The sequence below is a fragment of the Acinetobacter seifertii genome (assembly GCF_016064815.1).
Lineage (GTDB): Bacteria > Pseudomonadota > Gammaproteobacteria > Pseudomonadales > Moraxellaceae > Acinetobacter > Acinetobacter seifertii.
In genome coordinates, this window is sequence record NZ_CP065820.1 from 2,080,844 (window position 1) to 2,093,909 (window position 13,066).

A 13,066-nucleotide genomic window follows, 5' to 3' on the forward strand; every position below is an offset into this window, starting at 1 on the left:
ATTTATTATCAATGTATTAAGAAGATTAAATAAAAGAATCATTGTTTAAATTTAAACAATGATTCAAAAAAATGTTTATAAAACTACAGTTGTTAAATTTGCAAATCGTTTAAACAAGTTGGTTTTGTAAATATGACTGATATAACTGAAAGTAAGCTGACTGCTGCTGTATTAACTGCTCATGCGAACCTTCTTCTACGACATGGCCATTTTCAATCACAACAATTTTGTCGGCCTCACGAATGGTACTCAGCCGATGTGCAATGACAATACATGTTCTATTTTGGCATAGCCGTCTGAGCGCATATTGTATTTTTTGCTCAGTATAAATATCGATTGCAGAGGTAGCTTCATCTAGAATTAATATTTTGGGGTTTGCCAAATAAGCACGAACTAAGCAAACAAGTTGCCTTTGTCCATGACTAAGATTTTTACCAAGCGCCCCAACTTCGGTTAAATAGCCTTGCGGCAGTTGTTGCAATATCTCATCCGCTCCTAAGTCTTCAATAACTTGGATAAGTTTCTGATCTGAAGCATCAGGTTGAACTAGACGTAAGTTATCTAAAATTGTTCCACTAAATAAAACATTATCTTGTAAAACAATACTCACATGCTGTCTTAAACTTGCAAGATGAATACTGTGTATTGGATAACGGTCTAGAAAAATTCCACCTTGCTGGGGTTCATAAAATCTCGTTAGTAACTGAACCATGGTGCTTTTGCCATGTCCTGTTGGCCCTACAATCGCAATTATTTTTCCAGCTTCAATGTCTAAATTAAAGTTTTGTAAAACAGGTTTGTTGGTATAGGCAAAATCTACCGACTGAAAACGAATATGACCATTTAAATGTTCAAGCTTCACAGCATTCGGTTGTTCTTGAATTGTAGATTGAGTGTCTAAAAGTAGAAATATTCGCTGCGCACATGCCGCTCCATTGGCATAACGTTCAAATAGATCAGTCAGTTCCTGCAACGGCGCTAAGAATAAAAACACATAGAAAATACTTTCTGCAAATTGTCCTATACTAATCATGCCGTCACTATAAGCATAACTACCAATCACAATGAATCCGGCAGTAGCTAGAGTCGAAAGCAAACCTGTAAAGGGAGCAAACCAACTGGTCCGCTTGCTGCCATAAATAATAGAGTTATTAAAGTCTTTTAATAACTCTTGATAACGAGATTGATTGGTTTCAGTATAATTTAACTGCTGAATGATTTTTGCTCCATTTACTGTTTCAACCAAATGAGCAGTAAATCGACTGCGTTCTTCCGCAACTCGTCCCCAATGTTTTTGTGATGACTTTTTAAAAATAGCGGTCATACCAAATAAAATGGGTAGCGTCGCAAATAAGCACCAGAAAAATGGTGGATAGATATGCCAAAGCAGTACTGAAGCTAATCCACAACGCAAAATTGCCGAAAGTAACTCTGGTGGTCCTAGTATTAAAACAGGCTCTAGTGTTTCGACATCACGATCAGCCCGTGAAATAATCCTGCCAGCCTTGGTACGATCAAAATAACCAATATTTAAACTTTGGATATGCTGAAATAACGACCGCCTTAAACCATTAATTACTTTCAAAGCTGCTCGGCCTGAAAGATATTTTGATACGCCAGCTAAAGCAAAACGACAAATCCAACTTAAGGTTAAAATGCTAATCGCAATGAATAAAACAGGCTGATTCAATACCATTTTTCCAGCAATGTGTTGAAAGCCCGAATCTAAAATATATTTCACCACCCAAGGCCGAACAAAAACGCTCATCACTTGTAAAATTTCTACTGCAATTAGAGCTAGGAGCAAGTAACGGATGGGATAAATTAAAGGAATAAGTTTTTTTAGCATGCCTCTATGAATTGAGGCATTTGCCAAATTTTCTTCGATTTGTAGATCAGCTGATTTTGCAAATGGGCGGAAATTTTTAACACTGGTATTCATGCATCAATCTCCTGCTGCTCTAACTGAAAACCCATCAACTCTCGATAAAACAAACAATCTTGAACCAATTCAGCATGTGTGCCTTGGGCAATAATATGACCCTGATCAAGCACAATAACGCGATCAGATAAAGCAATCGTGGTTTGTTTATTAGAGTTAATAATGATTGTTTTCTTAAAATGGTTTCCATTATCAGACAGCGCTGATAGACGCTGTAAAACTTGTTTTTCTGTAGTCGCATCTAAGGCACTGGTAGAATCATCTAACGCTAAAATTGGCGAATTTTTTAAAATAGAACGGGCCAAGGCAAGTCGTTGTTTTTGTCCTCCAGACAAAGTAACGCCCTTGTCCCCAATCAACGTGTCTAAGCCATGATCAAGTCTTTGTAATAGTTCAGATGCAGAAGCTAAATGTAAAGCCTCTTTCATCTCTTGCTCAGTTGCATCTTGTTTAGCAACTCTTAAGTTATCTGCCAGTGTGCCACTAAAAAAGAAATTTTCTTGAGGAATGATCTGAACTAAATGTCGTAATTCAAATAGGCTTAAATCTTTAATATTCGTCCAGCCCATTTGCTCAGAGCCAATCAATACTTGCCCTTCTGTCGGGTCAATAAACCGATTGAGTAAATTCATCAAAGTCGTTTTACCTGCCCCCGTTTTACCGACAACAGTAACGACTTCACCTGCTCGAAATTCAACACTGGATTGCTTTAAAATATAATTTTTTGTTGTTTTATCCTGAAAGCTGACATTTTCTAATTTAATGCTTAACTCATCACGCGATTGCAACGTTAGAGGATATTGTTGATCTTCAATTGCGGACTTCTCATCTAACATTTGCCAGATTCTTGTCGCGGACGAACGCGCATCAGCAAAAATATGTAAGACCTGACCAATGCTTTCAATGCGAAACACCAATAAATTTGCCATGAGAATGGCAGCTACAAATTGCCCTACTTGCAACTGATTTTGACCAATTAAATAAGCACCAAAAGCAATAACCCATAAGTAAGAACCAGCGATAATCACTTGCGGAATAGGCAACCGTTTCGCACTTGTCTTGATAGTCTGAATAGAATGATGAATAAATAGATCTACAGCATGGTTAAAACGTTGTAAAAGTTTCTCTTCGAGTTGAAAAGCTTTAACTACCCGAATTCCATTCACACTCTCTGCCAAGGTGTCGCTGACTTTTTCATATGCAGATGCAACTTGATGGTCCAGAACCACCAATTGATTGGTCAGTTTAAATAGAACCCAAAGCCCTAAAAAAATAAATAATAAAGGAACTAGGCCGAGCCAAGGATGATACCAACACAAGAGCCCAACGGTTACGGTAACAACCAAGCTTGACTCAAACACTTGACGCCAAAAATTGATGAGCGCTTCTTTTAATTTATCTGAATCACGTGTTGTACGAGATAATACTTCTCCTAGCCCATGTTTCCAGTGCCATGAAACATCTAAATGCTGTACTTGACTAAAGATTCTTTCTCTTAAAATACTCAGTAGTTGCTGGCCAATGGTTAAAGCACTTAACCCTGCCAGATACTGAATAATAGCTCTAATACTGGCAATACTCGTAAGTAGAATGAACCAAAACCAAGGATTTAAATGATCAGTGATAGCATGCTGAAATAGGGTTTCTCGTTCACTATGTTTTAAGGTATCAATCGCATGTCCGATTGAATACTGTTGAAGTGCTAACCCGATATTTGCAATAACAAATAAGGTCGCCGTCAATAAGAAACGAAATGGCATAAAACGATATAAAGCCAAACTTCGTAATAATGGATAATTTTTAAACATAAAAGATAGTAAAAATTTAAGATTCCGTTTTATTGCGAGATTCATGCCAAATTAATGGTCTCCAAGAATATTTTAAACCATTGTTTTATATTGGTTTTATATGGTGCTATGTATGGGGGTGTTGGTTTTAAAACACCAGCGCAATTCTTGTGTTGTAATCGCAACAAAATTTGATATATCAACATCACAAAAAAAGATATTAAAAATAATTTATAAATATCAATAAATTAATGAATGGCATCAATTTTGCTTTAAAGCATGAAAACCACAAAAGGATGTCACGATGACAACACTTCAAACTCAACCATTAAACACACTTTGGTATACACGCTGCCCTGTACCAACTGGTCTAGGCATTTCAATTCAAAAAGGTTGGCTCAAAGAAAAGTTTAATAAGCAGCAAATTGAAATAAAATCAATTCGAGAATCAAACTCCAAAGATATTCGTAACTCTCATTTTAACCACACCCTTGCCAACTCAGTTCGACACGGCGGTAGTATTCCAGCTATCTGGGCATATTCATCTGGTCAAAAAACGAAAGTAATTGGCTTATCTTGGGCGGATGAAGTTCAACTATTGTTAACGCGCTACGATTCAAACATCAAAACTGTTGCAGACTTAAAAGGCAAACGTTTTGGTATTCCACTGAATCAAGATGCAATTATTGATTTCTCGCGTGCACAGGCAATTCGTGGTTTAGAAAATGCTTTAAAAACAGTGAATTTGACGGTAAGCGATCTTGAGTTGGTAGATTGTTTACGAGCAGATATTCTAGCCGCACAGCAACAACAACCTGAAGAAAATGATTCTAGTTTTTATGGTAATCGCAACAAAATTAATGCAAGTGCAGAGATCGTGGCATTAATTAAAGGTGATGTTGATGCTATTTTCCTAAAAGGTGCACACGCTGCGCAAATTGCTCATGACTTCGCCCTGCATACCATTATTGATATTGGCTCACATCCAGACCCTATTTTACGCTCAAATAATGGAACACCAAGAACGCTCACTGTTGATGAGGATTTTCTAACACAATATCCAGAGCAAGCCCAATCGATTGTCGATGCTGTTTTACAAGCAGAACAATGGGCACATGCCCATGCCGATGAAACCCATCGTTATTTGGCAAAAGAATGTAATAGTAGTGAGCAATGGGTTCATGCGGCGTATGGTGCAGACGCACATCTGAAACTCAACACTAACTTTGATGAGACTTCTATTATTGCTTTACAAGACTTAAGTGACTTTCTCTATCGCTGGAATTTTATTCCTGTACAGATTAATGTTCGTGAATGGCTGGCGCAGGATATTTTTATTCAAGCTCAAGTGGCTTAATAGTACAAAAACAAAAAGGTTGTCTTGATGACAACCTTTTTTATTGACTTCATTTTACTTAGAAAATTTAGTCACATTCTCCGCCTGCTTCTTCAGAAGCACTGAGTTGTATTCTCCTGGTGGAATATTATTTAAATAATAATTTCCAACATGATAGAGCCTCCAGCGAATCGGATCATGCGTGGTGTGAGTTCGTGCATTACGCCAGAAACGGTCTAGATTCCATTTCGATAAAGTTGAACTTGCGCCGAGTAATCCAAAAATTTCACTCGAAATTTTTAAAGATGCATGATCAGACTGACTACGGGTAGCAGCAACCGATAGAATCAGTTCGGTTTGTAAGTCTTCATCTTCTACATCTGCCAAATGCTGTTCAAAAATCTGTGCTGAACGATCTAATAATGCCTCAGCCGAACGCACTAAAACAGCAAACTCACCAATTTGTTTAATAATATGAGATTCATGTGTAGGCGAATCGACGCCACTTTCCACCCAAGGACGAGCATGATGTTGTAAATAATCAATCCCGCCTTGTAATGCCCCCTTGGCAATTCCTGTGTCCATTGCAGCATGTAAAATCTGAGGCCAAGTCAGTCCCGTACGTAAAACCGTGCCTAAACCGCCTGTATTCCGCTTAGCAACATAACGTTCATCAACAACTACCTCTTTAAAATTAACAGTGCCACTGACACTATTATTTTGTCCCATTGCATCCCAGTCATCGAGCAACTCTACTCCCTGTGTATCTCGATGAATTAAAATTGAGACTGGTCCATCATCACTACCCGCAAATAAAGAAATCCATTCTGCAAGTAAAGAGCCCGTAGAGTAAAACTTACTGCCATTTAAAATTAATTGTCCTTCTGCATTCCTTTCTACACGTGTTTTATGCTGGAACTTATCTTTGCCTCCCACTTCTGCAAGTGCATTGCCCAAACGCTTTCCACTTAATACATCGGCAAGTAATTGATCACGAATTTCATCGTCATAGCCAGTTAAAATTCCTCGGAACATAGTGAAGTGAATTTGTAATAACTGCCCTACACCACCATCGGCAGATGAAATAATTTTCACCACATTGACCAATGTTGAAATACTGGCACCTAAGCCTCCAAACTGCTTAGGCACAATAATCGAGGTTAAACCAGCTTCTGAAATTAAACGCGCCTGATCATAAGGTACTGTCTTGTTATAACTTGGATCTCGAGCAAATTGATTCAGTTGATTTGCCACCTCTTTTGCAATCTCAAGTGCTTCTTGCTCACTTTGAATATGTCTTACGCTAACTAATTCTAAAAAACTGCGTTGGTTAATATCGTTCATTTTTAACTCCGGAAAATCTGTTCTTTTTATGCGCTAACTTCAAGTACATTGTTTTTAAACAAGCTTGGCGCATGTGTAAGCAAAGTTTTGGTATATATATGTTGAGGATGACTAAGCACTTGGTCTGTTTCACCGTATTCAACAATATGTCCATTTTTTAATACGGCGACCCGATCTGCGATTGCACGAACAACCCCTAAGTTATGGGTCACAAATAGTAAGGTCACACCTTGCTGCTGAAGGTCTTGTAACAGTTTTAAAATAGATGCCTGAACTGAAACATCCAAAGCAGAGGTAATCTCATCACAAATCAAAACATCAGGTTGGCACAGCAAAGCTCGCGCGATCGCCACGCGTTGTCTCTCCCCACCCGATAAATCTCTAGGATAGAGTTCTTGAACTTGTATAGGCAGAGAGACTTGTTTAAGTACCTGTGTGACTTTTTCTATGGCTTCTTGTCGAGATGCTCCAAAGAAATGCTGCACGACTTTAATTAAGGTCTGACCAATCGTATGTGCTGGATTTAAGGCTTTATAAGGGTTTTGAAAGATATATTGCAGTTTATGTTGCTGCTGCAAATGACGCTGTTGCCCAAGCAATGACAAGACTTCATCTGCTAAGGTAATTTGTCCATCTGCATTTTCATTCAGGCCAGCAATCACACGTGATAAGGTTGTCTTACCTGAGCCAGATTCACCAACCAATGCTAAACATTCACCTTTTTTGAGTTGAAATGAGATATCAAAAAGAGCCTGTTGCTGCCCATACCATGCATTAATATGTTCAACTTTTAGTAGTGCTTCTCGATCAGTTTCTCGTTCAATAACCTGATGATCAAGCTCTTTAAAATTAATCACGCCAACATGATCCGAATGGTGACAAGCAACAAAATGCGGATCAAACTCATCTTTTAATTGAGTTAATTCAGGTTGTTTTTGACGGCATATGTCGGTGGCGAAAGTACAACGTACTGCAAAAGCACATCCCGCTGGACGCTCATTTGGTGACGGTGCGTGCCCTTCAATTGGAGATAAATATTTACGAATGGCCACATCGGGAATGGTGTTAAGTAAACCTTGCGTATAAGGATGTTTAGGGGTTTCAAATAGTTGGGTTAATACCGCATCTTCAGCAATTCGCCCTGAATATAAAACAATCACCCGATCTGCAATGTCTTTTACAACCGTTAAATCATGCGATACATAAATAGCAGCAACATTATATTCACGGCATAATTTACGAATGATGTTCAATACCAAGGTCTGCGTCGTCACATCTAAGGCAGTAGTTGGCTCATCTAAAACAATCAAACGTGGCTGTAATAAGAATGCCAAGGCCAATAAAATTCGTTGTTGTTGTCCACCTGAAAGTTGATGGGGATAACGCTTGAGAAATAGCTCATCATGAGGTAACCCCACTTCATCTAAAATTTTGGCTACTTTCTGGTATTTTTCAGCACTCGATAACTGGGCCTGATGGACTTCTAATAGTTCAAATAAATGTTGACCAATACTTAATGCCGGGTTGAGTGCCGTTCCAGGATCTTGAGCGACATGACTAATTTTATAGCCACGAACCTGACGTAAAGCATGATCATCTAAACTGAGAATATCTTCTTCATCCAGTTCAATTGTGCCTTGAATAATCTTGGCACCATGTCGTGCATAGCCCAATAAGGCACTCGATAATGTCGTTTTACCAGAACCACTTTCTCCGACCAGCCCTAGAACCTCACCTTCTCTCAAGCTAAATGAAATATTAGAAACGATATGATTGCCAGTGTTTACCAATGCCACGGTTAAGTCTGTTACGGTCAATACTGTATTTTTAAATGTATTTGCCATGTTTATTTTTCCTCAATCCGAGCTGCTGCACGTCCAACTCCCTCTGCCAATACATTCGTTCCAAGTGCAAACAAAGCAATTAAAATGACAGGAGCAAACACGGCCCATGGTTGAACTAATAAACCTGCGCGATTTTCATTAATCATGAGTCCCCAATCTGCTGCTGGAGGCGCTACACCATAACCAAGAAAGGCCAAACCAGATAACATACCCACTGCCCATGTCAGCATCACACCCAGATGAATGAGTAAAGGCGTCAACATGTTGGGTAAAATTTCACGAAATAAAATATAGGTTTTTGAATAACCAAGAATTCGGGCAGCTTCGATATATTCTTGTTCCACTAAATTAAGAGCGACACTTCGTGCAAGACGTACGACCCCAGGAATAAAAGCAATTGAAACCGTTAAAACAATGAGCCAAGGCTGTCGACCTAACATCGAAACAATAAGCAAGACCAATATAAGATCAGGAAAGGCCATAAAAACATCAGTCAGCCAAGTCACGAACTGATCAATCTTATTTCGGGCAAAAGCAGCTAATATGCCTAAACTAGAACCAATCACTAATGCGACCAAACTGGCAGCCAGTGTCATCCAGATAATTGAAGCACCGCCAGCAAGTACACGTGACCAAACATCATGACCAATATAGTCATAGCCTAAAAATGATTTTCCTTCGGGTGGTCCATAAGTCATGCCGACCAATGCAGTGGGCTCAAATGCAACAAATAACGGTCCAATCAGTGCAAAAATCAAAACTAGAGCTGTGACTACAAATCCAAAACGTACTTGTCTTTCACGAATTAATGTTTGAAAAAAGTTTCTTTGGTACCAATGAAGTGAGCTCATTTCCCACCTCCTTGCTGAATATTCTTTAAAGCATTGCGACGATCGACAGGTTTTACCGTAATTGGTCGGCCAGACTTCCATAAACGTAATGCCTGACGTCGCCCTGGCGAACGTGCTTTATGTCTTTTTGCAGTTCGTATTTTTGGTGTGAGTAAAGTCGTGATTAAATCTGCAATTAAATTAACAACCACCACACAAATGGTGAGCAATAAAACGATTGCTTGAATGGTCGGGATATCCCTCATTTCGATTGCTGCATTGAGTGCATTACCAATACCGGGATAACTGAAAACCACTTCAATAATGAGAGCACCACTCAGCAAAACTCGTATGGTCAATGCTGTACCCTGCACCACGGGAACTAATGCATTTGGTAAAACATGTTTCCAAATAATCCGGCGCTCAGGAATACCTCGCAGTCGTGCAGAGGTCACATATTCCGACTCTAGAGCATCAATCATAGAACCACGTACTAAACGCATCAGATATGGAATAAGTGATAAGGCTAAAGTTAAAATTGGTAAAATTAAAAACTCTAGTTGGCTATAAGGCGACTCATTAGGAATCAGCAACGATGCGGCTGGCAATATGTGTAAAACTGATGTTGAAAAAAACATCATTAACCAAATCGCAATAACGAACCCTGGCACCGCTTTAAATACAATAGAGCTAGAGACAATAATACGGTCGAGTTTGCTATCGCGATGAAGCGAGAGCCACACACCTAACACGACTGAAAGTGGTACAGTAATAACAATCACGAGGCTCGTGAGTGCAACTGTATTACCAAAATAATTCTGAATAATTTCTAAAACAGGCACATTGGAATCAATCGACCGTCCAAAATTACCTTGTAACAATTGACTCAACCAATGCCAGTATTGAAGCAATATCGGATCATTTAATCCCAATTGTTCACGAAGTATTTGTACCGTCGCTTCAGGCGCTTCTGGCCCTAAAATGACGCGAGCTGGGTCAGATGGAAGTGCTTGTGTCGCAATAAAAACAATGAGACTAATAACAAATACAACCAATACCCCTGACACCAAACGTGTCAAAAACCAAGGTAACCATGCAGGAAATTCAAATGACTTGGCAATTGTTGGTTGTTGAATGGATGCTTCTATTTTGCTGGATTGAATTGTCATATCGGTTACCCTCTACGCCAGAATTCATCTGTACGCCAAGCAGCAAAGCCTGTGCGATCAGGAGTTACACCACCAATTTGGTTCGAATGTGCATCAAGTACATTATTAAAGCCCCAAATGAGTAAACCACCTTGCTCATGTTGAATATGCTGTGCTTCATGAACAAGAACTTTTCGTTTTTCCAAATCGGGTTGTTGCAATGCCGCATGCACTAGTTCCGTAAAACGCTCATTCTTAAAACGAGTTTTATTATTTGCCGCACCCGGCCCATCAATTTGCAAAACTGTTAATAAGAAAGGACGTGAAACGTTCGAGCCTGTACTAAAGGCCCAATCTTGTTTTACTGCATCCGCAAAAGTAGCAGCTTCAACCTGTTTTACATTAACAATGACACCAGCCTGAGCAGCATGTTGAGCAAAAACTAATGCGGCATTGCTATCTGGGCCTGTATATAAATCGACCGTTAAACTATTATTAAAACCAGCTTCTTTGAGTAACTCTTTTGCTTTATTCAAATCTTGATTGCGCTGAGCAATACTGTGGTCATATACAGGATCGCTAAACGAATAAAGGTCATTTGCAACTCGTCCTTGCCCAGCTAAAGCACGTTTGACCAAATCGTCTCTATTAGCAATCAATCTAAAAGCTTGTCGTACCCGAGGATCATTGAACGGTGCTTTAGATGTATTCATATCAAATGATTGCCAAGCATCGGTTTCCGATGAAACTAGATTTAGCCGTTTATTAGATTGAATTAAAGCAATATGCTCAGCACTTACTCCAGATGCAATATCAATTTGGCCAGATTGCAAAGCAGCAAGACGCCCTGTCTGATCCTTAAAATCAATAATTTCTATTGCATCAGCATAAGGTTGATTTTCTTTCCAATAATTTTCAAAACGTACAAAACGTGAACGCTGGCCGGGTGTGAAACTTTCAAGCTTAAAGGGGCCAGCCCCGACTACATTTTTAACTGGGTCGTAATCTGTAGGAACAATACCACCCCAGCTCATCCATGCTTCTGGTAAAGCAACCAATCCTTTTCCTTGAGAAAAAGGAATTTCAACGGTGTATTCATCGCGCTTTTTAATTGCATCTCTTTGCAAAGAATAAAGATAAGCTGCAAATGGTGAGGCAAGTTTGGGGTCGGTTAATCGCCGTAAAGAGAAAATGACATCATCGGCTGTAATGGTTTTACCGTGGTGAAATTCGAGTCCTTTTTTTAGGCGAATAGTCCATTTGGTTCCGTCATTATTGGGTTCAGCAAATTCAGCAAGGGCAAGTTTTGGCTGAATATCTCGGCCCCATTCCCATAACTTTGCATATAAAGGCCAGCCTCTAAATGCACTGGACATACCAATAGGTTTATGTGCATCTAAGTTGCCTGCTTGGTTACCATTAATCACTCCAATTTTGATAACACCACCTTTTTTCGGCGTATCATTTTGGGGTGAAGCGGCAGTGGCGCTTTCAGAAGATGAAGAATCGGGCTTAGAACATCCTATAAGGCTTATTGCAGCAAAAGCACCAACACCTAATCCAGTCTGTTTGATGAGTTCTCTACGTGTAATTTTATTCATGCCTTCTCCCTTAAACCACGACTTCTTGATTCAAGAGGGAATCAATGGATGAATTTTTATTTAGCTTAGGTAACTCAAAACCATGATCTAGCTCTAATAATGGAAATAATAAGTCTGCTACCCGATAGGCTTCTCCAATTAAAGGAAAACCCGATAAGATAAAGGCTGATACACCATAGCTTTCGTATTCTTTAATCCGTTTGGCAATATTTTCAGCACTACCCACTAAGGCAGTTCCTGCGGCTGGGTTTAAAATATCGAAACCAAATAAAGATGGGCCAGTCCAAACATTAGGGTAAATTTCAAAGTCTTTAGCTTGAGGCAAAACCCCTTGACGTAATTGTTCTAAGTTCTTTTGAATAGATGGATTGTTACTTTGATAACTCTCAAAACTTTCATTTGGAGGAAGCTGTCGTTTAACAGCTTCGATTGCATAATTTACATCAATCTTGTCAAGTAACGACTGAGCATATTGCCAAGCCTCTTCTTCTGTTTCTCGAACAATAATTTGTAATCGAGTCCCAAATTCTAAAGTTCGGCCAATTTTGGCTGCCTCAACCGCAACTTTGCTAAACTTTTCTCCAAGTAACGGCGGTGTATTCGCAAAACTTAAATATACATCTAACAATTCAACAGAGTGCTGAACGCCTTTGGCAGAAGTTCCAGCTCCCCACAACGGAACACCTTGTTTTTGAGTCGGACCACGCCATTTGGACATTGGAGATCCACCCTCTAAGCGCGGAGCAATTTGAATAAACTCGCCCTCAAATCCCGAGGTATCACCTAAGTAGTTTTGTTGAAATGCATTCCAGTATTCTTTACTAAAGTCATAACGTTCATCATGAGTATAGTGAATGCCTAAAGCTGCCAAACCCTTATCATTTCCATTAACGACATTAAATAACAAACGCCCTTTAGAAAATGCATCAAAAGTTTGCGCATATTTTGCCAAAACTGCTGGCTGAACTTCTCCGGGATGTTGAGCAACCAGAAACTTTAAACGTTCAGTAAATGGAATTAAACTTGCAGCAACAGCAAGTGTTTCATACTCACTTGTACCCATGAGTGAACCGTAAAAACCAAGTCGATCTGCGGTAATCGCAATCTGTTGCAAATGTTCATAATCGGTATCCCATCGCCCAGATTCCAACCAAGGATATGGTCCATCTGGAGAAGTCAGATACCATAAAAGTTTTACAGCCATAGTATTCTCGATCTTTATTTTTTAAATCTT

The 13,066-nt window shown here is 39.3% G+C and carries 9 protein-coding genes; 1 reads left to right on the forward strand and 8 read right to left on the reverse strand.

Features of this window, described 5'->3' with window-relative positions; genetic code table 11:
- Positions 1–109: 109 nt before the first annotated feature.
- Both I8T81_RS09640 and I8T81_RS09645 read right to left on the reverse strand, forming a co-directional pair.
- A complete protein-coding gene (locus I8T81_RS09640; protein WP_198070987.1) occupies positions 110–1,942 on the reverse strand; it encodes an ABC transporter ATP-binding protein in 1,833 nt (610 codons plus the stop codon).
- Complete coding sequence (locus I8T81_RS09645; RefSeq protein WP_198070988.1) at positions 1,939–3,750, reverse strand: ABC transporter ATP-binding protein; 1,812 nt, start codon at positions 3,748–3,750, stop codon at positions 1,939–1,941. Before I8T81_RS09645 ends, I8T81_RS09640 begins: the two co-directional genes overlap by 4 nt.
- Positions 3,751–4,033: 283 nt before the next feature.
- On the opposite strand from I8T81_RS09645, the gene I8T81_RS09650 reads away from it, so the two are divergent.
- On the forward strand, positions 4,034–5,086 hold the full coding sequence (locus I8T81_RS09650) for an ABC transporter substrate-binding protein (protein ID WP_198070989.1): 1,053 nt from the start codon (positions 4,034–4,036) through the stop codon (positions 5,084–5,086).
- Between the two features lie 54 nt (positions 5,087–5,140).
- On the opposite strand, the gene I8T81_RS09655 is transcribed toward I8T81_RS09650, so the two are convergent.
- Genes I8T81_RS09655 through I8T81_RS09680 form a run of 6 tightly spaced genes read right to left on the reverse strand, consistent with a single transcriptional unit; the run spans position 5,141 to position 13,036 of the window.
- Positions 5,141–6,409 (reverse strand): acyl-CoA dehydrogenase family protein, encoded by a 1,269-nt coding sequence (locus tag I8T81_RS09655; RefSeq protein ID WP_198070990.1) that lies wholly within the window; start codon positions 6,407–6,409, stop codon positions 5,141–5,143.
- Between the two features lie 26 nt (positions 6,410–6,435).
- On the reverse strand, positions 6,436–8,253 hold the full coding sequence (locus tag I8T81_RS09660; protein WP_198070991.1) for an ABC transporter ATP-binding protein: 1,818 nt from the start codon (positions 8,251–8,253) through the stop codon (positions 6,436–6,438).
- A gap of 2 nt (positions 8,254–8,255) precedes the next feature.
- On the reverse strand, positions 8,256–9,104 hold the full coding sequence (locus I8T81_RS09665) for an ABC transporter permease (RefSeq protein ID WP_049063341.1): 849 nt from the start codon (positions 9,102–9,104) through the stop codon (positions 8,256–8,258).
- A complete protein-coding gene (locus I8T81_RS09670) occupies positions 9,101–10,252 on the reverse strand; it encodes an ABC transporter permease (protein WP_198070992.1) in 1,152 nt (383 codons plus the stop codon). Before I8T81_RS09670 ends, I8T81_RS09665 begins: the two co-directional genes overlap by 4 nt.
- A 5-nt stretch (positions 10,253–10,257) precedes the next feature.
- Positions 10,258–11,832, reverse strand: a complete 1,575-nt coding sequence (locus I8T81_RS09675; protein ID WP_198070993.1) for an ABC transporter substrate-binding protein — start codon at positions 11,830–11,832, stop codon at positions 10,258–10,260.
- Between the two features lie 10 nt (positions 11,833–11,842).
- Positions 11,843–13,036 (reverse strand): LLM class flavin-dependent oxidoreductase, encoded by a 1,194-nt coding sequence (locus I8T81_RS09680; RefSeq protein ID WP_198070994.1) that lies wholly within the window; start codon positions 13,034–13,036, stop codon positions 11,843–11,845.
- Between the last annotated feature and the right edge of the window lie 30 nt (positions 13,037–13,066).

Excerpts from the sequence above, each read along its gene's own strand:
- I8T81_RS09640 (WP_198070987.1), bottom strand. The coding sequence starts at position 1,942 with ATGAATACCAGTGTTAAAAATTTCCGCCCATTTGCAAAATCAGCTGAT.
- I8T81_RS09645 (WP_198070988.1), bottom strand. The coding sequence starts at position 3,750 with ATGTTTAAAAATTATCCATTATTACGAAGTTTGGCTTTATATCGTTTT.
- I8T81_RS09650 (WP_198070989.1), top strand. The coding sequence starts at position 4,034 with ATGACAACACTTCAAACTCAACCATTAAACACACTTTGGTATACACGC.
- I8T81_RS09655 (WP_198070990.1), bottom strand. The coding sequence starts at position 6,409 with ATGAACGATATTAACCAACGCAGTTTTTTAGAATTAGTTAGCGTAAGA.
- I8T81_RS09660 (WP_198070991.1), bottom strand. The coding sequence starts at position 8,253 with ATGGCAAATACATTTAAAAATACAGTATTGACCGTAACAGACTTAACC.
- I8T81_RS09665 (WP_049063341.1), bottom strand. The coding sequence starts at position 9,104 with ATGAGCTCACTTCATTGGTACCAAAGAAACTTTTTTCAAACATTAATT.
- I8T81_RS09670 (WP_198070992.1), bottom strand. The coding sequence starts at position 10,252 with ATGACAATTCAATCCAGCAAAATAGAAGCATCCATTCAACAACCAACA.
- I8T81_RS09675 (WP_198070993.1), bottom strand. The coding sequence starts at position 11,832 with ATGAATAAAATTACACGTAGAGAACTCATCAAACAGACTGGATTAGGT.
- I8T81_RS09680 (WP_198070994.1), bottom strand. The coding sequence starts at position 13,036 with ATGGCTGTAAAACTTTTATGGTATCTGACTTCTCCAGATGGACCATAT.